Annotated in this window: 24 protein-coding genes and 1 pseudogene; 23 read left to right on the forward strand and 2 right to left on the reverse strand. The window is 56.7% G+C overall.

Translation table 11 applies throughout. The features are described 5' to 3' along the window. Positions 1 to 48: 48 nt before the first annotated feature. From GIR22_RS08555 to GIR22_RS08650, 21 genes and pseudogenes are all read left to right on the forward strand, one after another. Positions 49 to 525, forward strand: coding sequence for a TerS protein (locus tag GIR22_RS08555; protein ID WP_154742915.1), 477 nt, complete (start codon positions 49 to 51; stop codon positions 523 to 525). Continuing rightward, positions 525 to 2066 (forward strand): terminase large subunit, encoded by a 1542-nt coding sequence (locus GIR22_RS08560; protein ID WP_154742916.1) that lies wholly within the window; start codon positions 525 to 527, stop codon positions 2064 to 2066. The genes GIR22_RS08555 and GIR22_RS08560 overlap by 1 nt, the downstream gene beginning before the upstream one ends. 7 nt (positions 2067 to 2073) lie before the next feature. After that, positions 2074 to 3291, forward strand: a complete 1218-nt coding sequence (locus GIR22_RS08565) for a phage portal protein (RefSeq protein ID WP_154742917.1) — start codon at positions 2074 to 2076, stop codon at positions 3289 to 3291. Continuing rightward, positions 3275 to 3919: an HK97 family phage prohead protease gene (locus GIR22_RS08570; protein WP_154742918.1), complete on the forward strand. Its 645-nt coding sequence runs from the start codon at positions 3275 to 3277 to the stop codon at positions 3917 to 3919. The genes GIR22_RS08565 and GIR22_RS08570 overlap by 17 nt, the downstream gene beginning before the upstream one ends. Beyond that, on the forward strand, positions 3916 to 5124 hold the full coding sequence (locus tag GIR22_RS08575) for a phage major capsid protein (RefSeq protein ID WP_154742919.1): 1209 nt from the start codon (positions 3916 to 3918) through the stop codon (positions 5122 to 5124). The genes GIR22_RS08570 and GIR22_RS08575 overlap by 4 nt, the downstream gene beginning before the upstream one ends. A 50-nt stretch (positions 5125 to 5174) precedes the next feature. Further along, on the forward strand, positions 5175 to 5375 hold the full coding sequence (locus tag GIR22_RS08580) for a hypothetical protein (RefSeq protein ID WP_154742920.1): 201 nt from the start codon (positions 5175 to 5177) through the stop codon (positions 5373 to 5375). Next, positions 5376 to 5675 carry a head-tail connector protein gene (locus GIR22_RS08585; RefSeq protein ID WP_154742921.1) on the forward strand — a complete coding sequence of 100 codons (300 nt, stop codon included), beginning with the start codon at positions 5376 to 5378 and terminating at the stop codon, positions 5673 to 5675. After that, positions 5675 to 6007 carry a head-tail adaptor protein gene (locus tag GIR22_RS08590; RefSeq protein WP_178122159.1) on the forward strand — a complete coding sequence of 111 codons (333 nt, stop codon included), beginning with the start codon at positions 5675 to 5677 and terminating at the stop codon, positions 6005 to 6007. The genes GIR22_RS08585 and GIR22_RS08590 overlap by 1 nt, the downstream gene beginning before the upstream one ends. Positions 6008 to 6016: 9 nt before the next feature. Continuing rightward, positions 6017 to 6187: a hypothetical protein gene (locus GIR22_RS25945; RefSeq protein ID WP_178122160.1), complete on the forward strand. Its 171-nt coding sequence runs from the start codon at positions 6017 to 6019 to the stop codon at positions 6185 to 6187. Between the two features lie 3 nt (positions 6188 to 6190). Next, the gene (locus GIR22_RS08595) at positions 6191 to 6694 is read left to right on the forward strand and encodes an HK97-gp10 family putative phage morphogenesis protein (protein WP_154742922.1); all 504 of its coding nucleotides are present in this window, start codon (positions 6191 to 6193) and stop codon (positions 6692 to 6694) included. Further along, positions 6687 to 7073 carry a DUF3168 domain-containing protein gene (locus tag GIR22_RS08600; protein ID WP_154742923.1) on the forward strand — a complete coding sequence of 129 codons (387 nt, stop codon included), beginning with the start codon at positions 6687 to 6689 and terminating at the stop codon, positions 7071 to 7073. Before GIR22_RS08595 ends, GIR22_RS08600 begins: the two co-directional genes overlap by 8 nt. Before the next feature lie 56 nt (positions 7074 to 7129). Continuing rightward, complete coding sequence (locus GIR22_RS08605; protein WP_154742924.1) at positions 7130 to 7627, forward strand: hypothetical protein; 498 nt, start codon at positions 7130 to 7132, stop codon at positions 7625 to 7627. Between the two features lie 39 nt (positions 7628 to 7666). Then, complete coding sequence (locus GIR22_RS08610) at positions 7667 to 7996, forward strand: hypothetical protein (protein ID WP_154742925.1); 330 nt, start codon at positions 7667 to 7669, stop codon at positions 7994 to 7996. Positions 7997 to 8109: 113 nt separating this feature from the next. Continuing rightward, positions 8110 to 8247, forward strand: a complete 138-nt coding sequence (locus GIR22_RS08615; RefSeq protein WP_218581652.1) for a hypothetical protein — start codon at positions 8110 to 8112, stop codon at positions 8245 to 8247. 569 nt (positions 8248 to 8816) lie between these two features. Continuing rightward, positions 8817 to 12068: a phage tail tape measure protein gene (locus GIR22_RS08620; protein ID WP_154742927.1), complete on the forward strand. Its 3252-nt coding sequence runs from the start codon at positions 8817 to 8819 to the stop codon at positions 12066 to 12068. An 18-nt stretch (positions 12069 to 12086) separates the two neighbouring features. Then, positions 12087 to 12671, forward strand: a complete 585-nt coding sequence (locus GIR22_RS08625) for a hypothetical protein (protein WP_154742928.1) — start codon at positions 12087 to 12089, stop codon at positions 12669 to 12671. Further along, a complete protein-coding gene (locus GIR22_RS08630; protein ID WP_154742929.1) occupies positions 12671 to 13273 on the forward strand; it encodes a hypothetical protein in 603 nt (200 codons plus the stop codon). Before GIR22_RS08625 ends, GIR22_RS08630 begins: the two co-directional genes overlap by 1 nt. A gap of 2 nt (positions 13274 to 13275) precedes the next feature. Continuing rightward, positions 13276 to 13677 (forward strand): DUF6950 family protein, encoded by a 402-nt coding sequence (locus GIR22_RS26335; RefSeq protein ID WP_154742930.1) that lies wholly within the window; start codon positions 13276 to 13278, stop codon positions 13675 to 13677. Further along, positions 13674 to 16739: a phage tail protein gene (locus tag GIR22_RS08640; RefSeq protein WP_154742931.1), complete on the forward strand. Its 3066-nt coding sequence runs from the start codon at positions 13674 to 13676 to the stop codon at positions 16737 to 16739. The genes GIR22_RS26335 and GIR22_RS08640 overlap by 4 nt, the downstream gene beginning before the upstream one ends. Before the next feature lie 1094 nt (positions 16740 to 17833). After that, a complete protein-coding gene (locus GIR22_RS26340) occupies positions 17834 to 19018 on the forward strand; it encodes a phage tail fiber protein (protein ID WP_246208126.1) in 1185 nt (394 codons plus the stop codon). Between the two features lie 41 nt (positions 19019 to 19059). Next, positions 19060 to 19212: pseudogene (locus GIR22_RS08650) on the forward strand (glycoside hydrolase family 19 protein); the annotation flags it as partial. Positions 19213 to 19476: 264 nt separating this feature from the next. On the opposite strand, the gene GIR22_RS08655 reads toward GIR22_RS08650, so the two are convergent. Both GIR22_RS08655 and GIR22_RS08660 read right to left on the reverse strand, forming a co-directional pair. After that, positions 19477 to 20592 carry an alginate O-acetyltransferase AlgX-related protein gene (locus GIR22_RS08655; RefSeq protein WP_154742932.1) on the reverse strand — a complete coding sequence of 372 codons (1116 nt, stop codon included), beginning with the start codon at positions 20590 to 20592 and terminating at the stop codon, positions 19477 to 19479. A 10-nt stretch (positions 20593 to 20602) separates the two neighbouring features. Then, positions 20603 to 22084 (reverse strand): MBOAT family O-acyltransferase, encoded by a 1482-nt coding sequence (locus tag GIR22_RS08660; protein ID WP_154742933.1) that lies wholly within the window; start codon positions 22082 to 22084, stop codon positions 20603 to 20605. A 228-nt stretch (positions 22085 to 22312) separates the two neighbouring features. Here GIR22_RS08660 and GIR22_RS08665 point away from each other — a divergent pair, with 228 nt between their 5' ends. Together GIR22_RS08665 and GIR22_RS08670 are read left to right on the forward strand one after the other, a co-directional pair. Continuing rightward, positions 22313 to 22738 (forward strand): cell wall hydrolase, encoded by a 426-nt coding sequence (locus GIR22_RS08665; RefSeq protein ID WP_154742934.1) that lies wholly within the window; start codon positions 22313 to 22315, stop codon positions 22736 to 22738. Continuing rightward, positions 22735 to 23250 (forward strand): DUF2514 domain-containing protein, encoded by a 516-nt coding sequence (locus tag GIR22_RS08670; protein WP_154742935.1) that lies wholly within the window; start codon positions 22735 to 22737, stop codon positions 23248 to 23250. The genes GIR22_RS08665 and GIR22_RS08670 overlap by 4 nt, the downstream gene beginning before the upstream one ends.

Below are 23250 nucleotides of genomic sequence, written 5' to 3' on the forward strand. Positions count from 1 at the left end.
ACCCGGAAAACGCCGCCAAAACACATCGCGGCAGCATTGAGAAAATCTATGACAGCCAAGCGTAGCCGCTCCGATAGCGCGACATCGGCGGTTACTGCTATGCAGGCCGCTGCCGCTGGTCCGATCAAGCCTCCAAGTTTCGTCAACATCCGCACGGCCGACAAACCGTTTTGGAATTCCATTGTGCGCGCACGCACGCGAGAGAGCTGGACCGACTCCGACCTGGTGCTGGCCGGAAACCTGGCCCGATGCCTTTCCGACATTGAACGGCTCCAGAAGGAGATCGATGTTGAGGGTGACGTGCTGACAAATGATCGCGGCACCCAGGTGATCAACCCCAAACATAACCTGCTTGAGACATTGAGTCGCCGAGCTGTGGCGTTGAGCCGGACCCTGCAAGTGCATGCCCAGGCGACACAGGGTGAATCCCGCGACCAGGGCAAGAAAGCCACCAAGCAGCGAGCCGCGGAGAAGGTACTTGCTGAGCAGGACGACGAGGATCTCATTCCGAGGGCTATGCACTGATGGCAGTCAAGCGCAGGACGCGGGGCGAAAAGGTCATCGCCTTCATTGAGAAGTACTGCCGGGTTCCAGAAGGGCAGCACATTGGGAAGGCCCTAGTACTCGACCAGTTCCAGAAAGACTTCATTCTGGATGTCTACGACAACCAGCATGGCACCAGCACTGCCTTCCTTAGCATTGCTCGCAAGAACGGTAAGACTGGCTTGATAGCCGGCATCCTGCTGGCTCACATCGTGGGCCCAGAAGCTGTACAGAATTCACAGATCGTATCGGGTGCAATGAGTCGTGAGCAGGCCGGCCTGGTGTTCAAGCTGGCCGTGAAGATGATCCAGCTCAACCCCGAGCTGCAGTCTTTGATTCACATCGTACCCAGCAGCAAGACGTTGATCGGCACGCCGCTTAACGTCGAGTACCGGGCGCTTTCCGCCGAAGGGAAAACGGCTCATGGGCTATCGCCGATCCTGGCGATCCTCGACGAAATCGGCCAGGTGCGTGGACCGCAAAGCGATTTCATTGACGCAATCACGACAGCCCAGGGCGCCCACGCTGCTCCGCTGTTGATTGCGATCAGCACCCAGGCCGCCCAAGACAGCGACCTGTTCAGTATTTGGCTCGACGATGCCGAGAAGTCGCAAGACCCGCACATCGTCAGTCACGTTTTCCAGGCGCCCAAAGACTGCAAGGTCACTGACCCAGCAGGCTGGAAGGCGGCAAACCCCGCGCTCGGCTCGTTCCGCTCGCTGGCTGACCTTGAGAAACAGGCCGAGCGAGCCAACCGAATGCCTGCTTCGGAGAACACGTTCCGGAACCTTTGCCTGAATCAGCGAGTGTCGACGGTGTCGGTGTTCGTCTCCAAGGGGGTCTGGGTGGGCTGCGGCGAGGATCCAGATAGTCCCGACGGCATGGATCTTTACGGCGGGCTCGACCTTTCGTTCAGGACCGATCTAACGGCCTTCGTGGTTATCGGAAAGCGAGGCAACAACTGGAGCGTCTGGCCATTCTTCTGGACACCCGAGCAGGGGCTGGCTGAGCGCGCCAAGCGTGACAGGGAGGCCTACGAGGTGTGGGCGCGGGAAGGTCTGCTGCTGACTACGCCCGGGGCAACTGTGGACTATGCGTATGTTGCCGCGGACATCGCTCGGATTCTTGCCGAGCTCGGCGGCGATATCCAGGCCATTGCCTTCGACCGATACCGGATCGATCTCTTCAAGCGTGACGCGGAGGCCCAGGGCGTGACCCTGCCCCTGGTCGAGTATGGCCAAGGGTACAAGGACATGACCCCGGCCATCGACGCGCTGGAATCGGAACTTCTCAACGGGAGGCTAAGCCACGGTATGCACCCAGTGCTCACGATGTGCGCATCCAACGCGGTGATCCAGAAAGACCCGGCGGGCAACCGCAAGTTCGCTAAGGACAAAGCCACTGGCCGCATCGACGGAATGTCGGCACTGGCAATGGCGTTCGGCGCGACCTTGGGATCTCCAGAAGAGGCCAAGGGCGACATCGACGACTACCTCAAAAACGGATACTCCGGACTTCTATAGGCTCAATATGGCGTCTCGCTGGTACAACCCAATGAGCTGGAGTTTCTTTGGCTTCAACGATCCCAAGACGGGTGAATACGTTGAAGTCCAAACAGACATCGGCGGACAGACGCGTTCAGGCGCGGTCATCACTCCCAAGAAGGCCCTGGCAATTCCAATTGTTTGGTCGTGCATCAAGATCCTGAGCGAGACGGTATCAGGGCTGCCCTTAAAGCTTTACGAGGATCAGCCGACCGGCCGGGTTGTTGTGAAGGACAACAAGCGTGCGCTTCGCATCCTGGCAAAGCCAAACCCTTACATGACAATGTTGAACTTCATCAAGGCCGCTGTGGTGAACATGGCCTTGCGCGGCAATGGCTACGCGTTGATTGAGCGTGCAGACAATGGCGACTTCATTGGTCTGGTACCGGTTGGCGCGGATGTAGTCGAGATCGATACCGACACAGCAGACGACCTTCTCTACTGGGTGACGCTTAAGGGTAAGCGCTTCCCGGTTTCCCCCGAGAACATGCTGCATTTCAAGCTGTTCAGCGCGGACGGAATCGCCGGGCTTTCCCCTGTGGAGTTTCACAAGGAAGCGATGGGCCTGGCCAAGGCAGCGCAGGACTGGTCGGCGCGATTCATGCGCAAGGGCGGCTTCACAGGTGGTTACGTCATCTACGAGAATTTTCTCACGTCAGAGCAGCGCGACCAGGTACTGAACAAGTTCCCGAAGATCCGCGACGGAGACGTAGAAGACATCGGGAAAATGGGCCTGCTCGAGGGTGGACCGACCATCGTGCCCGCGGGCATGACCCAGAAGGACAGTCAGTTCATCGAGTCCCAGCAGTTTCAGGAGGAGGCTCTCGCAGGAATCTGGGGCGTCCCACTGTATCTGGCCAACCGTGCCGGGAAGACCTCAATTATGGGGTCGAACCTGGAGCAGCAAACCAGCGGCTTCATCACGTTCGGCCTGAGCCCTTACATCAAAGCAATCGAGGACGAGATCAACGACAAGCTGTTCGCAGGAACGGCGCTGTTTGTCGAGTTTGTCGTCGAAGGCTTGCTGCGCGCTGATAGCGCGGGGCGTGCCACTTACTACAAGGGCGCCCTCGGCGGCTCCGGCGGCTCTGGCTGGATGACCATCAACGAGGTTCGCCGCAAAGAAAACCTTCCTCCGCTGGCTGGCGAAGAATACGACCGGGTCACCCGGTGGGAGATGCAGACCAATGCTAAGCAAGATTGAAGTCCCCTTCGAGGTGAAAGCCAGCGATGAGCTTGGAAACTTTGAAGGTTACGCCGCAGTTTTCAACAACATCGACTTGGGTGATGACGTGATCCTCCCTGGTGCATTTACCAAGGTAAAGACCACGCGCGCGGGTCGTTTGAAGTTGGCGCTGTTCCATGATCTGACTCGCCTTGTGGGTTCGGCTGAATTCTCACAGGACGACCACGGGCTCTACATCAAGGGCAAGGTCAACCTGGCGGTGAGCTACGCCCGTGACGCCTACGAGTTGATGAAGGAAGGCACGCTCGACAGCATGTCCATTGGTTTCAACACGATCCTGGCGGCCTACGAAGAGCGGGAAGGCCGAAGCGTTCGGATTATCAAGCAGGCGGAGCTCTGGGAAGCATCCCTGGTGCCGTTCGGCATGAATCCAGAGGCACAGGTAACCGACGTGAAGTCGGACATCAGAATTTTTGAGAAAGCCCTGCGCGACCGCATGGGGCTTTCCCAAAAGGAGGCGGCGGCAGTCGCCTCGCTCGGCTATCCCGCAGTGCACCGCGATGGTGACGCTGAGGCCACGGCGACCGTGGAAGAGCTGAAGAAACTCTCAATCACATTTGACCAATTCTTTGGAGTGTCGCCATGACCGATCCAGTTAAGGAAGTAAAAGATTCGCTCGAAGCCAAGCTGAAAGAAGGCTTCACCGGCCTGCAAGTGAAGTATGACGCTGTCGCCGATGAGCTTCAGAAGGGCAATACCATCACCGGCGCCATGAAGGCCCAGATCGAAACCCAAAAGGGTGAGATCGAGCGCGTCATCGAACAGGTGCAAAAGCTTGAAGAGAAGGGCGTTAAGCTGCGCAACCAGAACCCAGAGAAGAAGAGCTTCATCGACTTCGTTAAGGGTAACGACAAGTATCAGGCGCTGACCCAGAAAAACCAGTCTTCTGCCGAAATTGAAATCACCAAGTCCGACATGGCTAGCATGTCCGAGACGAAAGTGACCAGCGCAGGTCTGGTGGCCCCTCAGTACGACCCGGTAATTCAGGGGGCTCCGCGGCAGAACCTGCTGATCCGTGATCTGATTCCTACCACGCCAGTCACTGGGCAAGCGTTCACGTATTTCCGTGAGCTGCTGCACACCCTGGGTGCTGGCATGGTTGCTGAGGGTACGGCCAAGCCAACCAGTAACGTGACCTTCGAGCAGGTCACCGACACCATCAAGAAAATCGCCGTATGGATGCCGGTGACTGATGAGGCGCTCGACGATGTGCCGCAGCTCTACAGCTACATCCAGGAGCTGCTGCGCTTCGACCTGGAACTGAAGCGCGAAGGCCAGTTGCTGAAAGGCGACGGGACCGGCAACAACCTGAACGGCATCATGACCCAGGCGACTGTGTTCGACCCGGCCCTCAGCAAGACAACCGACACCGCAATCGACACCGTGCGCCGCGCGATCTACCAGGCGCGCAAGCAGTCCAAGCTGCCAGCCGATGCTGTGGTCATGTCCGATCTGGATTGGATGAACATCGAGCTGCAGAAGGACGGCGAGAACCGTTACCTGTTCGCCAACCTGCAAGGCCTGGTGACTCCGGTGCTGTGGGGGCGCCCAATCGTTGCATCCGACAGCATGGACGAAGGCGACGGTGCAACCACTGGCGGCGAGTTCCTGACCGGCTCGTTCCAGCAGGGTGCACGCATCTACGACCGCATGGGCTTCACCATCAAGGTCGGCATGATCAACGATGACTTCATCAAGAACCAGCGCGCCATCCTGGTGGAAGAGCGTCTTGGCCTGGCGGTGCGCAAGAAGTACGCCTTCGTGAAAGGTCGCTTCAACTACGCAGCCTAAACCTCCGCTCTCGCAGGGGCCTTCGGGCCCCAACTATTCAGGTGAACATCATGAATATTAAAGTTTTGTGGGGCTTCGAAGGCGACCCCGAGAAGGTCAAGACTCAAAACGGGCGAGTGTCTGCGGGCCAGGTTCTGGACCTTGAAGACGAGGAATACGGGCACCAACTGATCGGCAAGGGGTTGGCAGCCCTCGAAGACGGCGCCGCTCCAAAATCCAACAAACAGTCCAAGCCAAACGAGAACAAGTAGATGATCGACATGGCACGCGCGAAGCTCCACCTGAGGGTGGACGGTGACGAGGAAGACACGCTCATTTCCGGATACATCGAGGCGGCCAAGTCCCATGTAGCAATGCACTGTGACCGGGAACTGGTGGATACCGTGCCGACCGGGCCGGAGCAGATGGGCTTCACCCCAGATGTTGAACAGGCGGTGTTGCTACTGGTCGGTCACTGGTACGCCAACCGGGAGGCAGTTGTGATCGGCACCATTTCATCGGCAGTTCCTATGGCCGTTGACCGTCTTCTCTGGCCCAGGAAGCGTTTCTGATGAGAGCAGGTCCAATGCGTCACCGCTGCACCATGTTCAGGCCGGTGCTGACCAAGAACAAGTCAGGCGGCTCCGATGTCACCTGGGTCGAAGTCGGCAAGCTGTGGGCTGAGATCACTATGCCGACAGGCCGCATTGCGCCTATTGCTGAAAGGCTTACGGCGGTAATCATCGCCGAGATCCGCATCCGCCCCAGGGCTGACGCGGTGGCCGGCAACCGCCTGGTGCATACGGAAAAAGGAATCACCACCACCTACCTGATCGGCGCTGCGCTGATTGACAACGAGAACACCATGCTCCGGCTGCCGTGTTCCAACGTACCCAACCCATAGAGGTGAGTCATGAAAGTTATTGCCCTGGGAACCTTGTCCGGCGCCACTGGCGATCGGGAGAAGGGTGAAGACTTTGTGGTCGACGCCAAGCTTGGCGCTGACCTGGTGGCGCGTGGCCTGGTAGAGGAAGTTTCTATTCCCGCCCCGGCTGCTGAAAAGGCCGCCAAGGCCAAGGAGTAGGCCATGGCTGCCCGCCGCTCGCGCATGTCTGGCGACTTCAAATTGCGCCGGACGCTACGCAGCATCCACGCGACCATGGATAACGAGCTGGCGCCGGTGATGCGCGACAGTGCTGAACGTATTCTTTCCACCATGAAGAACCTGATCCCGAAAGACACGGGCGCGGCAGCTGCCGCTCTGAAGGTTTTTGTGTCCAAAAGCGGGCTTGATGCGCAGATCGGTATCCGTGGCAAAAAGGATAACAACCGGTTCTTCTACCTCAAGTTTGTTGAATACGGCACCAAGGGATATTCAGGCCCTAAGCGGTCTGGTGGACGAAACCGCCGGCCGACCAACAAAAGCGATGGCGCCGACTTCTTTGGCAAATACCCGGATATCCCGGCGCGCCCAGCGCATCCATGGCTTCGGCCCGCGAAGGATGTGAACCGGGAGTATGTGATCGCCAACATCCAGGCCGCAATAAGTCGGACACTCAGTAAGGCAAGCAAGGGGCTATCCAATGGCTGATCCGTCGGTTGCATTGCAGGAAGCGATGTTTGCTCGCCTTGATGCCGAGGTGTCGTGCCCTGTTTTCGATGGCGCACCCATGGACACCGACATGCCTTATGTGTCGTTTGACCGGGAGATCAGCACCAACATCTCACCTATCGCCGGCAGGAAACGCCAGCGGCGTCTGATCTATCTGTCGGTATGGTCCGATGCCCACGGTCAGGCCGAGGTGAAGCGCATTCTTGGCGAGGTTGTGGCGGCTCTGGATGAGCGCCGCATGCCGTTGACTGTGGGCCGGGCCGTATCGGTCAGGGTCGAGCAGGCAGACGCCCAGCGCGATGCCGACGGCGTCACGTATCAAGGATCGGTCACGGTCCGCGTTATCACCACCCACTAAACCCAACACCCCGGCCGCCCCGCGGCTTTATCCAATGTGCCCTTGGAGGAACCCCCATGGCCGATGACAATCTCAATACAGCCGCTGGCTGCCGAATCTCTATCGGCAGCAAGAACGGCGCAGATACCGAAGCGCTCTATAAAGCTGACACTTACGTCGAAATCGGCGAGGTGGAAGACCTGGGCGAGTTCGGTGATACGTTCAGCTCTGTGACCTTCACCTCGCTGCGCGATGGACGTGTGCGCAAGTACAAGGGTACTGCTGATGCCGGCGACCTTACCCTGGCTATCGGCCTCGACAACGGCGACCTGGGGCAGGCGAAGCTGAAGATTGCTCACAAGGATCGCAGTAAGGGCGACTACAACATCAAGATCACCCTCAATGACGGCGATCCTGATGCAGTCCCGGCGCTGCTGCCTACCACGTTCTACCAGCGCGCGAAGGTGATGAACAATACCGTCGCTGCTGGAGCCGCTGACAACGTGGTAAGACGCAACGTCACGCTCGCCATCAACTCCGACATCCTGGAAATTCTCCCGGTCGCCGCTGCTTAACCTGCGGGGCTTAGGCCCCGACACCCAAGGATTCGACACATGAGCAAGACCCTTTTCGGTACCGTCGACATTGTGCTTGATGGCGAGACCTACACCCTCAAACCGACGTTGGGCGCTGTGCGGGCCATTGAGTCGCACTTTGGCGGGTTGCGCGGCGCTGCTCAGGCTATCAACTCTATGAGCGTCGATGGCTGTGCTGCCATTGTCGTTGGCGGTGCCGGTCTAACCGGGAAAGATGCCGAAGAAATGGCTGAGAAGGTATGGCAGGCTGGCGTCCTCGATGTGTCGATTAAGCTCAATGCCTATTTGGTGGCGCTGTACAACCCGAGAGGCCAAGATGCGGGAAAGCCTCAAGCGGCGACGGAGTAAGCGCTGTCGAGGACGGCAGCTATGTTGACCGGCTTTACGCTGTGGCCACTGGGTGGCTTGGATGGTCGCCCGAGCTTGCTTGGCGCATACCACTCCCTGAATTGTTCCTGGCCATGGACGCCCGGATCGAGTGGGCGCAGATGACCAACCCATTCGGCGCCGGCAAGAAAGCACTGGCGGCCGGTAAGCCGTCACCGGCGACCGTGGCTGATAAGTTGCGGCAAGCGTTGACCGGACGAGTTTCGAAATAGTTGATAAAGTCGCAGTCCACCAAGGAGGAATTGACTGTGTCGAGAGTGTTTGCAGTAGCGATAGCGTTGGTCTTTACCGCTGGCTGTGCCAGCAACCCTGTGCCTCCGAGCGAGGCTGATCAGGTGCCTGCCGATTCTCTCTATGGGATGCAGCGACCAACCAGCCCCGATGATGCGAGGATTGTTTTCACCAGGGACAGCGGTGTGACATGCGCGCTTTATGACCTGCACCTTCATATTGACGGGCAAAAGGTTGCGTCGGTCGGAACGTCAGAAACTGCCACTTTCTATCACCACCCTGGCCCAGTGATGCTAGGAATAAAGAGCAATAGTATGTGCGGCGGGGGTGGGTTCCAAGAGTTAGCTTTGGACTTGAAGCCGGGTTATTCCTATCAAGTAAGGGGCTTTAGGGGAATGATGGGTGACCCAGGACTAGCGATTTCTGGTCGAGCGCCATACCCGTATAAAGCTGGCGTCAAATAACGAATCCTTCTGCCGGATGACCGGCTAATCATTGAAGTAAATTAATGCCTGGCTTATGCCGGGCTTTATTTTGTCCGGAGAAAAACATGGCAGACACTGACGTTCAGGGGATGCTCGTCCGCATCGAGGCGACCACAGCCCAGTTGCGTCAGGAGATGGCGCGAGCGGACTCGAGCGTCGGCCAGGCGTCTGGAAAAATAGACAAAAGCCTGGGGAGAGTGGACGCCGCTTTTGATCGTGCTGGTGAGCGCGCCGTAAACGCATCAGGCCTGATAAAGAGCGCACTTGCGGCTGCCATTGGTGCGGCATCTATTGGAAAGATTATTGAGGCTGCCGACTCCTACGGTCAGATGTCTGACCGTATTGGCATGGCGACCAGCAGCGTAGGCGAATACGACCTAGTACAGCAGCGCCTGCTGGACACAGCGAAGCGCACTTACCGCCCGCTGGCCGAGGCGCAGGAGCTTTACATCCGCACCTCGGACAGTTTGAAGTCCATGGGTTACAACACCAGCCAGGCGCTGGATGTGATGGACAGCTTCAGCTTCTTGCTGGTGACCAACTCTGCATCGGCGGACAAAGCCAGCTCAGCGATTAACTCCTACTCCAAAGCACTCCAGACCGGCAAGGTAGATGCTGACGGATGGCAGTCGATCCTGGCGGCGATGCCGAGTGTTGTCGACACGATTGCCAAGTCGACAGGAAAAACCTCCGAAGAGATTCGTAGTCTTGGCGCGCAAGGAAAGTTGAGTCTCGATGTTTTAACTGAGGGATTGCAGAGGTCTGCCCAGGCCAACGGCGAGTTAGCGGACAGCATGAGTGTCGCGGTCCGTGATGCGGTGCAGAATTTATCCAACGCATTCACCGTGTACGTCGGTCAGCTGGACGAGACAATTGGTTTCACTGGGAAACTCGGAAGCGGCATAGCCGTGCTTGGAGATAACTTTTCAACACTGGCTGATATTGCAATTTTTGCCGCGATTACCGCGCTGACAAGGTACGGCGTGACCTCGGCAAACTCTGCGGCCGTTGCAGCCTATTCGGCATACAAGGACGCGACTGCGCGGAAAGCCCAGGCAACTGCCATTCTTCTTTCCGCTCAAGCTGAGCAGCAAAAAGCTCAAACATCTGTGTTCCTTGCGCAGAAAGAGGCAGTCGCTGCGCGCGGCACAGCCGTACAAACTCAAATGTCCCTTCAACTGGCAGAGGCCCGGATGGTGGAGGCAAGGGCGACCAGTGCGGTGTCAGCTGCGCAGGCCGGCCTAAGTCGAGTTAGTGGCGGGCTGGTTGGGCTTCTTGGTGGTCCACTTGGCGTTGCTGCACTGGCCATCGGAGCGGCTACCGCGTTCATTACTCTGCGTGACAACACCAGTGTTCTGGAAAAAAAGTTGGGCGACCTGGCCGACCCCATCGACAAGTTGGTTGAGCGCTTCAACAAGCTAAACCGAGCAACGCAGTCTGTCACTCTTCGGGAACTGAAAGCCTCTATCGAAGATGCTGAAAACGATTTGACTACAGCGGCCGGCTCGATTGCGTTCGAGTTCCAGAGCAGCCTAACAAACGCAGGCCTGGCTGGCGCTTCAGGGTTTATGGGGGGAATTGCTCCGTTGCCGGCTGAGTTTCAGTCAGCGATGGATGTCATCAAGAAGGCATCTGCCGACCAGTCTTCCGGAATGGTTGTTGACTGGAAAGCAGTAGCGGACCAGGTGCGCGAGGTTCCTGGCGTAACCGCCGAAATGGTCAACGCACTTGAGAAGAGTGGCGGCGCGGCGGCAGAGAAGGCTGAAGTCATTGCACGACTCAAAACTGCAATGGCAGAGCTTACCGGGCAGACCGATGATAATACTCGTGCCGAGCTTGAGAATGCTGCCGCAAAAGCTACAGCGGCCGGTGTTGGCCAAAAATATCTAGAGCAACTGCAGAAACAATTGGGAGCTGCCCAAGACAAGACGGCACTCCAAGCAGCTAACCGGTTCATCTCCGAGAATACGCTACTCACGAAAGAGATGATTGTTGCGATCCGCTCGGCTGCTGCAGCCAAGGATGCGCAGAAGACAGCCGATGATGCGGCTACAAAAGCCAAGCGGAAGAACACCAGCGCTACAGACTCCGCGGCCAAGCAGCAGCTCAAGTCCTTCGACACCGTCGAGGAAGGCTACAAGCGCCAGATCGAGCTGATCAACACCACGGGCGACAAGCAGAAAGACGCCACCGAAGTGATGAAGCTGTCTTTCGAACTTCAGGAAGGCAAGCTAGGCAAGCTGAGTGAGGCGCAAAAGAAAAAGCTCATGGGCATGGCTGCCGAACTGGACGCGCTCAACAAAATCAAAAAGGCCAACGAGGATGACTTGAAGCTAACCGCTTTCAAGGCCTCACAGGCCACCGGAACCCAGACCGCCCAGGATGGGTTCGACCAGGAGCTGGCCGGCATCGGTATGGGCGATAAGGCCCGCGACCGTATGCGCGCGGACCTTGCCCTTCGCCAAAAGTACGCGGCTGATGTTGCCACTCTCAACGAGCAGGTCAACACCGGACAGATCTCGCCAGAGCTATATGCCAGCGAGACGAAGGTTCTGCAGGATGAGCTGGCCAAGCGGCTGGTCTCCCAGCAGAGCTATTTCAGTCAAGTAGATGCTGCCCAGTCCAATTGGGTTAACGGCGCATCGGATGCCTTCCACGACTACGCGGCCCAGGCCGCTGACGTTGCAGGACAAACCAAGCAAATGTTCACCAGCGCCTTCACTGGGATGGAGGACGGCATTATCAACTTCGTGAAGACGGGCAAGTTGTCGTTCAAGGACATGGCCGACTCCATCATTGAGGACTTGATCCGGATTCAAATCCGTCAAGCCGCGGTTGGATTCTTGAGCAATGCGTTCGGCTTTCTTTCTGGAGGCAGCCAGGCGCTCGGGCCGGGGACGATGACCGGTTCCAGTAGCGGAGCGATGGTGGCCAACGCAAAGGGTGGAGTCTATAACTCAGCCAGTCTTTCGTCGTACTCCGGCGGGGTTTACAGCACGCCGCAGACATTCGCTTTTGCCAAGGGGGCTGGCATTTTTGCCGAAGCGGGCCCTGAGGCAATCATGCCGCTGACTCGCGCTGCCGATGGTTCTCTCGGCGTTCGGATGGTGGGTGGCGGCGCTGAAGAAAACTCGCCTGCAAGTACCACCACGCTTGCCGGGGTGACGCAGCACTTTCACTTCAGTGGTGATGCGAATGCTGTGTCCAGGGATGAGCTTAAGCGAGCAGCTCAGGATGGTGCTCAAGCTGGCTACCAACTAGTGCTAAATGACCTCAAACAAAACGGGCCCGCCCGACAAATGATCGCTCGCCGGTAGCCGGCTGTAGGAGAAACCATGGCGCTTGAGTGGCCTGAATCGTTGGAACCGACAGAGACTGCGTGGGGCATGACCTACAACAACCGTGCCTTCACGTCGACGCTGTCAAATGCTCAGCAAATAGTGGGGTATCCGGGCTCCTACTGGACGTGCTCTCAGACCTTTGGCGTGCTGTTTGCCGAGGACGAGCGACAACTGACAGCGCTTTTGGGGCGATTGCAGGGCATGTTCGGCACTGTGAACATCCCCGCGCTTACCCGTATCCGCGAAGATGACGTTGGCCAAGCTGTAGTGGTCTCGGGGATAGCCCAGGCTACCGCCATGATCATTGGCGGTGTAAGCCCGAGCGCAAAGGTGTTCTCCCTTGGCGACTACATCACGGTTAAAGGGGAGATGTTCGAGGTAGTGCAGGATGCTGTCTCGAGCGCCCAGGGCCAGGTCACTGTCTCGCTCAACAAGCGCATCCGTCGCACCCTTGCGGCCGGCATTGCCATTGAGTACCGAAACCCATATTCAGAAATGCGCCGCGTTGATGACGTGCACCAGGTCGCGATCCAGCCTGTTGTATCCAACTGCACGCTGCAATTCCGGGAGGCCTTCTAATGCCATCAGCATTCCCATTCAGCCAGAGCGTGGTGGACATTATCGCTACTGGCAATTTTATGCCGGTGTACGCCGTGCAGCTGGACTTTGTCGACGGCATGGTCTTTGCCCACACCGGCACCGGGCAGTTGGTTGTAGATGGTGTGACCTACGATGGCGTGGGCAACTTCGGTCAGGTGAGCCAGTCGCAGGAAAGCGACAACTCAAACTCGCCAATGTCGGTAGACCTTACCTTGAGCGGCCTGGATGCCTACATCATTTCCGAAACCAATATTCGCGGGTGTCGGGGCCGGATGGCCAAGGTTCTGTTCATCGTATTCGACGAGGCCGGGAACTACGCCTCGGACATTCTGTTCTCGGGACGCATGGACGCCGCAAAGTTCTCTTTTGCCGGCAATGGCCAGGACGGCAACAGCATCACCGTTCCTGTAGTTGATCGCATGGCTGAGTGGAGCCGGACCGGTACCGAGCGGTTCACTGACGAAAACCACCGCGCCCGCCACGAGGGCGACCGGTTCTTCTACGCCATCGCGCAAATGTCCGAATGGCCAATTTATTGGGGCTCCAGCAAGGACGCGCCGGCATTCACCTACGGAACCTAGCGATGCGACATAGAGACTGGACTACGCGTCTGAACGACGTGATCAAGGCTGCCCAAGGGCGGCCTTTTTCGTGGGGCGAATTTGACTGCTGCCTGTTCGTCGCAGACTGCGCCGCTGCTGTTTGTGATGTTGATCCGGCAGAGCAGTACCGGGGCAAATACAAGACTGAGGCCGGCGCCAAGCGGCAACTGAAGCGACAGCACGGAAGTCTTGAGGCTGCTTGGGACGCCTGCTTTGCCCGGATATCCCTGTCATTCATTCAGCGCGGCGACGTAGTGCTGTATGACGCCCCGGCCGGACGGAGCATGGCTGTCTTCTGGGCTGGAGATTACTGGTCAACGACCGACGACGGCGTTGCCCGCGTCGAATGCGAGCCTAAGGCTGCGTGGAGAGTTGAGTCATGAGTAGTGGCGTAAAGAAACTCGCGCAAGTTGTCGTTGGAGCGGTAATCGGTTTTGTGCAGGGCGGGCCTGTAGGCGCCGCAATTGGCGCGGGCCTGGCGTTCTACGCGGCCGAGCAGCAGGAGAAGCTGAACACCAAGTCTCCGCTGCGTGATAACGAGCCCTCCGCTCAGACGGTCAGATCTTCCAAGGCCCCCGTGCGCTTCATCCTCGGGCGTGTCGCCACTGGCGGCGTTCTGGTTTGGGCTCAGGAGCAGTCCGGGGACCAGACTGATGGCGAGTGGCTGCACCTGGTGTACGTCTTGTGCGAAGGATCCGTGGACGCCCTGGAAGATATTCTTCTGGGGGAGGAATCCATTTCCACATTCGGCGAGCTGGCCAGCTATGAGCTGGTCGTCAACCCTACCCAGGTTAACGCCTTCCTTAAGGCGAATTGCCCGGACTGGAAGGACAGCCAGATAGGCCGCGGCCTTTCATACGTAAGGCTTTCTCTCAAATACAGCGCCGAGAAATTCCCCTCAGGCATTCCTGACGCTCGCTTCATTGTGCGCGGTCGAAACGATATCTACGATCCTCGCACAGGCAATAGCGGCTATAGCGCAAACACGGCTCTTCACCTGCTGTGGTACCTGCGTAACCGCTGCAATGTTCCAGACGATGAGATTGTGTTTTCAACATTTGCCAGCGCCGCCAACGTTTCAGACGAGGCCATCACCAACGCTGACGGGTCCGTGAGTCAGCGCTACCGGACTTCGTGCGTGATCGGCGCCGATGAGCAAAAGTCGGGCGTGCTGCAAAAACTTGAGGCCGCATGCGCTGGCAAGCTGATCCGCGTCGGTGGTCGCTGGATGCTTCAGGCTGGCGCCTACTACGGGCCTTACGACTTCGAAATAACCGAAGACATGGTGATCGGCACCATTGGGGGCAGCACCGAGCCGTCCAATGATTCGGCCATCAACACCGTGCGCGGCACCTTCATCGATCCTACACAGTCCTGGACCGAGACGGATTACCCGGAGGTCAGCATTGCGGAATGGATCACCGAGGACGGTGGAGAGGCTGCGGAGACCCTGACCTTCTCCTATGTAACCGATCCGTACCTGGCCCAGCGCCTGGCCAATATGGAGTTGCGCCGGCGGCGGGCAGGCGGGGTGATTACCATCCCTATGAACTTCTCAGGCTACAACTGCAGGCCCGGGCGGGTGGTAAGGGTAAACCTGCCATCTCTGAATATTCTGGGTGAGTTCATCGTCACCAACTGGTCCATGGGCGATAACGAAGGTTGCAACGTCCAGGTCCAACAGTATGAAGCGGCTATCTTCGATGATGCCGTGGGTCAGCCATACAACCCCCTGGGCTTCATCAATCTGCCGTCCGGCGGTCTTGGGTCGCCAACTGGCCTGGCCTGGTCACAGGATTCGGGTGCAGAGGTTGTGCAGGGAGTGCTGTCTTGGTCTCCACCTGATGGAATTGTGTCCGAGTACGCGGTCATCGTCAGGCAGGGAGCAGGCGTTGCTCAATCTCACACCATCCAGGCGGCCAGCAACCGATGCCCAATCAACGGGCTACCCTCGGGCAGTTACACGATGAGCGTGGCGGCTCTAGGGCCAATGGCTCGCTCTGGCGAGGCGACAATCAGCGTCAGCATTCAAGGGCCCCCGATTCCAGAGTCCTGTGTTGTGCAGTCTTCCATCGACTCGATCACGCTGATACCAGGGAATGTACTTCAAGGCCTGAATGGTGGGACCTACGAGTATTTTTTCAGTACCTCCCCTCAAGCTACCGCCGCTGAGGCTACCTATCTGGGGCAGGGCCTGACGTTCACGCATACGGGCCTGGGGTTCTACACGAACTATTACTACTTCATCCGCTCCGCAAATGCTTACGGGAAGAGTGCGTTCCTTTACGTGCCTGCAGCCACATCCAATGACGTGTCCGCCTATTTGGCCGCGCTGGCTGGCAAGATCACCAAGACACAGCTTGGTCAGGACCTGCTGGGCGAGATCAACAAGATTCCTGGCCTTCAGGATCAGATCGACGCCCTCGATGACATCCTGCTTTATGACCCGGCGAAGCCCTACGTCAAGAACGACATCGTTCGTCAGGGCCAGCGGCTGTACCAAGCCAAGGGACCGGTGCCGGTTAACACACCTCCACCGAACCTCACCTACTGGGTAGATGTGGGTCAGTCGGTCGAGACTGCCAACGGCCTGGCGCAACAGGTGGCGACCAACACTGCAGACATCACCGAGATCGACGGCGTTGTCACGGCCCAGGCCACGGCCTTCGAGGCGTTGCGGGCTTCCTATCGCGACGACAACGGGGAGGGGGACCTGGCAGACGCCATCAAGGGCTGGACCAGCACGGCGGCAATTGCTCAGGAAAGCAGTGTTCGGGCTTCCGAAATCGAAGCGGCCGCACAGCGCCAGACCACTCTTGAAACGCAGGTCGGCAATAACGCGGCGAACCTGACCATTCTCGAAAGGGTGGTTTCCAACAACAACTCTGTCACTGCGCAGCAGCTCAGCCAACTCAGCACTACCGTGGGCGGCCAGGGCAGCCAAATCGGTCAGCAGCAGACCTTGATCGAGACCAACGCCTCGATCATCAACAACGTGAAAGGGGATCTCGCTGCAAGCTGGTCCGTGAAGATGCAATACAACAGCAGCACCGGGCAGTACATCACCGCAGGGATTGGCCTTGGCATTGAGAACGTTGGCGGGACGCTGCAAAGCCAGTTCCTGGTCAGTGCCGACAGGTTTGCCATCGTCAACACCATGGCCGGGGGGACAGTCTCGGTACCGTTCGCAGTGCAGGGCGGCCAGGTCTTCATGAACTCCGCATTTATCCAGAACGGTAGCATCACGATGCTGAAGATAGGATCAGCTCTTCAATCCGACAACTATGCCGCAGGGGTTCAAGGCTGGCGTCTGGATAAGGCCGGGAATCTCGAGTTTAACGGGCCTGCACCTGGTGGTGGTCGTCTGACGATGACCAACAGAGCCATCAAGGTCTATGACGAAAACAACGTCAAGCGCGTGCAACTGGGAGATCTGACCGCATGAGTCATGGAGTGAGAACATGGAGCGCTAACGGCACCCTACAGATGGACACTGATAGTTTTACTTATCAGGTCATCCACAGCGCACTATACAAACTGACACAAGGGGCTGTTATTACAGTCCCTATTGCAGGGTTTGACCCACTGAAGTGTGCTGCTGCGATACTTCCAACTAAACCGGCTGACCCTGGTACCAGCATCAGGGACGCCATGCCTTACCAGTCCGTAGCTAACGGGTCAGTGACTATTCGATCAAGGCATCCAAGCGAGGGTACAGCAGAATACGCCTCAACAATCGAATTTAGGCTGCTCGTAGTGAGGTATAAAAATTGACATATGGGCTAACCGTACAAAATGACTCCAACTACATCCAGATAGACTCCGATACCCCCAGACTCTGTGCAATATATAGCGGTACGTATTCAGAAGATGGAACGACAGCTACTATCACGTTCTCTTCGCCTATAACTACAAGTGAGCCACCTTGTATGTTTATACGTAATGATCAGAGCCTGCCGGACACTCTGTACAACGGATGCACAATAATCGGGGTAGTAGGAAATTGGACCGGGTTTACCCTAAGCACTAACAACACTAACTTTGGGATAAAGGGGAAGTGGTTTGCTGCCGTATTCTCGGCAAAGGCCGAGGCTGATTATGGTCTACGGATGTGGGCGGCTGATGGCTCCATCATCTATGATTCCGGTACGACTCCTGTATTAGTTACCCGTGCAAGCCACTCCTGGACATACCAAGGCTCCTACAACGGAAGCCAGGGGACAGGTAACTATAGAAGTAGTAACGCAGGAGGAGGACCCCTCCTGAGTGATGAGTATTTTATGATAAACCCTTTTTCAAGAGGGGCGCTGTGCAGCAACGGAGGATGGGCCGAATCAGGCGTACAATTCAACTCCACAAACAATTATCTGCTGTGGTACGCATTCCAGGCATTCGGTCTGTGGATTGATGCGGGGCAGCCAGCAGCCATCTTTGCGCGACTGCCTGGCACATAATTAAAATTAATAAACTGTAAGCCAACTTAGCGATAACAGGCCCGCCGATGTGCGGGTTTTTTATTACCTGAATAAAGGAAAAGCCATGCCCTGGTACAAATCTGGGACGGTTTCCGTCACCCTGAATTCCAATGCCGTTATCGGTACTGGCACGGCGCTCATCGTGAACTGCCGAGTCGGCGATGCGTTCCGTGGGCCAGACGGCGCATGGTACGAAGTCACCAACGTTGCGAGTAACACGGCACTTTCTATTTCGCCGACCTACAAGGGGGCCACGACAGCGGCAGGTAGCTATGCACTGGCTCCGATGCAGGGGTACGTGAAGGATTCGGCGGATGCGCTGAGAGCCATCGTCAATACCTACGGTGCCCAGTTGGCAGCCCTCGGGACTACCGGCAACTATGACGTGCTGCCAGTGACAAAGGGCGGAACCGGATCGGCAACCCAGGGGGGAGCACGGACCAATCTTGGTCTGGGCGCTGCCGCAGTGGCGGCCATCGGTTATGAAAATGGGGATGTGGCTGATTCCTATGCGACGGGCAGAACGAGAGCAAGCGTTGTTCAAAGCTGGCTGACAAACACGGGGCATGGACTCGACCCTAACCTTTACCCACCCGGCTCTCCGAGCATGCCCACTGGTGGCACAGGGTTTTGGTATAAGCAGGTTTTCCGACATTCTGCTACCACCAACAGACTGACAATCGCCTGGCCTTATGGGACTACCAGCTCAGGCTCTGGCACAGTGAAGTTTCAGTCGATCTATGACGGCTCCTTAACGCCATGGATCGAGCTGTACCACACCGGAAACACCACTCGAGGATCAGGCGGAGTGTTGTCGGCTGCATCGCCGATCCTGCGTATTGCCTGCGTTGCGACCAGTGAGCGTGGCGACCTGCAGGAGCAGACTTTTGAGCCTGCCGGGGAGTGGGGCGTAACCAACAATGAAGCCCGTGGCGTCAGCGTTGAACGCCTCGCCGAAGGTGAATACAGGGTGACCGGTAGTTTGGGCCTGGCCCTTGAGGGTTGGCGCACCCAAGACCCTTGCTCACCTGACGGTGGCCGCACGCTGGGCATTTCGGACAGTCGCCAGGATTCCGATGGAACGGTAACCATCAGCCTGTTCAAACAGCGCTGGACGCTCTCAGAAGACGGCGAAATGGTTCCGGGCCGAGGTGCCCCGATGGATGTGCCGCTCAACAGCTGGATCGATGTCCGGCTTGAGATGCCAGCCATCGAGCCGCCACCGCCTCCCTCCCTAATCGAAGAATAACAGCCCGCCCTGAGCGGGTTTATTTTCGTCTGGAGAAAAGTATGACCATCACCGAGCAGCAGTTGCTGCGCATCCTTCCGAACGCCGGCCGCCAAGCTGGCGTTTTTGCATCTGCGCTGAGCCTGGCCATGGAGCGGTACCAGATCAACACAAAGCTGCGCATGGCTGCTTTCATTGCCCAGGTCGGCCATGAGCCTTCCAGTTCCGATGCCTGGGGCCAAATTCAGAGTGCAAAAGCAAGGCGCTACTGCATTAACTATCGCCGCCGCTGGCGGGACCTCTATGCTTACAGGCGCAACAGGAAGCCGTACATCGGCAGTCGCAACAACTGCCGAGCTCGGGTCATGCCTTGAGTTCGAGGCGCTAGGATCAGCGCTGTGGATGGTCACTGCGGTGCGTGGGACCTGGGCATTTACATAGCGGGTATTGCTTTATTCTGTTCAGGCGTGACAGCGGAGTTATTGCCCGGCCGGCGGGAGCGAGGTTAGGTAGCCGTCATGCGAATCTCGCTCAACATTGGTCACGATCACATAGTCAGGCTTGAACTTTTTCACAAGCTCAGCAACGCTCGCAGGCTTCACTCTTTTGTGATGAGCCTGAAGGATCTCAGAGAAGGTCGCCGACATAAATGGAGACATGGCGGAGCCAAACGAGTCGCGCAGCCACAGCACGCGCTTGTTGTTCAGGGCGCCTTCTGACCTAACCAGGGTCGGGGTTACAGGAGCGCCGACAGGGATGTTCTCCCCCGTGGAGATCAGTTTCATGCTGGAAAACTCAAACTGACTGATCTCCATTTGCCGTATTGTCTTGTCGGTCAGTGAAAGCTCTGTGTCCTTGAGATTTACTCGTATACGCTGAAAGTTTGCCAAATCCCCGCCGATACGAGGCGTTGCAGTGTAGTCATCGAATCTCGGCGCCTCAGGAAAGCTAAGATCTGGAGCGCTACCATGAAGACTGGCGGTCAACTCATTGAAGGCAATCCAAGCGCCCAATGCATTCCAGTGGGTATCGGTCTTGTAATATAGAGGAAGTTCAGTCTTGGCTTTCGCTTCTACGAGTTCCGACTTCGGGAATACGAAGATGCCTTGGTGGCCGTTATCGACAATCGCATCAGTCACGCCTGTGGGGCTGCTGGCAGCCCAGTCAGGCATGAATTCAGGATAGATAGTTTCTTTGTCAGGGCCGATTAGGACCTTGTAAACAGTTACTCCGTTTTGGGAGTACCACTTATTCCAGGCGTCTGCCGAAATATCGATCTTCTTAACTAAAGGCTCGATGCTTTTGGTCGCGCCAAGTCTCTTGGAGGTAATGTTTTTAGCGAAGTCATCACCAAGATACATCCAGCCATCACGACCAATTACTACCTGCTTAGGGCTAATGGATATCCCGAGGTGGTAGTAAACATTTCCAAGGTATGGAAGCGTAAAGTCCATGTTGTATAGCTCAGACTTCCATCCTAGCCAGTCCACTGGAAGTGGTTTCGTGGATTCATGGATTCGTTTGTAGTTTGCTATAGGAGCTATAGACAAAGCCGACAAAGAGAGAGCAATAAACGCGAATATTTTAATCTTCATGTGATTGCACTCAGAAGTTGAAATACAGGAATACGGTGCTTACGGACTGTACTGTTGAGTACATCGCAACACTGAACAGGATCGACATCCAGATCATTTTTCTCCAGCCCAGGCTGCCTTGCGTTGTCATCTCGTAGGAGTTTTTGTGTGCTATGACAACGAATGCAATCGCAATCATGCCAAAGCATATGGCGTTGGCGGCCATGCCTATTGGGAGAATATTAAGCAGGTGGTCAGATCCGACGCCAGCCCAGGCCAGCTTGTCAGTTGAGATGTCTGCGATATTGGATTCTGCAATCGACCTGAAATTCACCATTCCAGACAGGATGCGCATGGCGTCATCGATAGATGTGGCGCGGAAGAAAATCCAGGTTACGTTGATGAAAAGGAACGTGACCAGCCACGCCAGAGGGTTTGGCATGGACATCCCGAGGTTTTTCCACAGGCGGTGTATCACCAGGGCTCCACCATGCAGTGCGCCCCAAATTACGAACATCCAGCTTGCGCCGTGCCACAGGCCGCCAAGGATGAATGTTGCCATGAGATTGAAATAGATTCGTGCAGATGAGCAGCGGTTGCCGCCAAGCGGGATGTACAGGTAGTCGCGAAGGTACCGGCTAAGCGTCATGTGCCAGCGCCGCCAGAAGTCCTGTATATCGAGGGACTTGTATGGTGAATTAAAGTTGATTGGTAGCCATATGTTGAAAAGTAGTGCGGCGCCAATAGCCATGTCGCAGTAGCCACTGAAGTCGAAATAAAGCTGGAAGGTATACGACAGGCTTGCCGCCCACGAGCTGAAAAAGTCATGACTGGCTCCGCTGGCAAATCCGGCATCAGCCCAGACCGCAAACGTGTCAGCAATCATGACCTTTTTGAAAAGCCCGATACTGAAGATGAAGATACCCATGAAAATGTTTCGATACCTGACAGCCAGAGTCCACTTCGACTGAAACTGGCCCATCATTTCCTTGTGGTGCAGAATGGGGCCGGCGATCAGGTGCGGGAAGAATGTCACAAATAGAGCGTAGTTTACGAAATCGTATTCTTTTGCCTCTCCCTTGTAGCTATCTACCAAAAAAGCAATCTGGGTAAAGGTGTAAAAGCTGATACCTAGAGGCAGAATTATCTCGCTAAGATGAAAGGACGATCCTGCGACAGCGTTCAAATTGTCGATAAAGAAGTTTGCGTATTTAAAGTACCCAAGCAATGCAAGGTTTATAGCAATGCTCAATCCAAGGACCAGCTTTCTTGATGCCTTGATTCTCAACCCCGTGGCATGAGGGGAGATTGCGCACCCTATTACGAAGTTGAAGAATATAGAGCCAAGAAGCAACGGTATGTATGTGACGCTCCAATATCCATAGAAGAAAACACTTGCAGCTACAAGCCATAGCTTTCCTGCTGGTACTAGACGGAGCTTGTTCAGCGCAAAATATACGAAAAACACAACTGGCAGATAAACCAGTATGAATATTGATGAGCTAAATATCATTTGTATCTTCCTGATGCGTTATTTCACCCGCGACTATCGCAAGCATCCAGTTCTTGTCTTCCAGCAATTTTTATTATTCGTCCGGCCTGTCTCTCGCGAGTCTCTCCGCTATGGCGGCCGAGATTCTACCTGAAACGGAGTGGCATATTACCATCACTGACCGGCAGATGCCGGGCGGCCCCTCAAACACCGGCCTCGAGGCCGGTATTTTTTTGCCTGGAGAAAAGTATGACCGTTACCGAAAAAGACCGGGATATCCTGGCACGCACGCTTTATGGAGAGGCCCGCGGCGAGGGTTTTGAAGGCCAGATCGCCGTCGCCTGGACCATTCGCAACCGCGTGTTCGATGGCAAAGCCAAGTCCTGGTGGGGAGAGGGCTACGCCGGCGTGTGCCTGAAGCCCTGGCAGTTCAGCTGCTGGAACAAGAACGACCCGAATTACGCCTACCTGAGTGGCGCCAAGCCGATCCCGGCGGCGCAGTTCGCCCAGGCCCAGCGCGCTGCTGACTTAGTGATGTCGGGCGCGGTACCGGATCCAACCGGCGGGGCTACGCATTACTACGCGACCACCATGCCAAAAGCTCCGACCTGGGCGGCGAAGACCAAGGAGACGCTGCGCCTTGGTCATCACGTCTTCTTCAAGGATGTGCCATGAACCCGCTCTGGCTGCGAATCCTTCCTTATATAGCAGCGGTGGCCATAGTCCTGGTCGGCCTGTTCATGGCATACGGTCATGGCCAGTCGGTCACGGATGCTGAGTGGCAGGTCAAGTGGAGCGCTAGGGATACCATGGACGCCACAGCCAAAGCCGCCAACGAATCCACCGAACGGGCAAAAGAGCAGGCCCGCCAACAGACAATCAACAAGGTGATTCAGGATGGACAACAGATCATTGACCAGGCGACTGCTGATGCTTCCACTGCTCGCGCTTCTGCTGGCAGCCTGCAGCTCACCGTCGACAGGCTTACCGACCAGCTCTCAACCGGTCAAGCCGGCGTCAATTCCTGCACTACCGCCGCAAGCCAGGCAGCTACCCGCGCCGTCATGGTGTTTGCCGACGTGCTCAAGCGCGCTGATCAGAGAGCGGGAGACCTGGCGGCAGATGCTGATCAAGGCCGGAGCAGGGGAGTGACCTGCGAGCGGGCATATGAGGGCCTTGGGGGATAG

The organism is Pseudomonas karstica (assembly GCF_009707515.1).
Taxonomy (GTDB): domain Bacteria; phylum Pseudomonadota; class Gammaproteobacteria; order Pseudomonadales; family Pseudomonadaceae; genus Aquipseudomonas; species Aquipseudomonas karstica.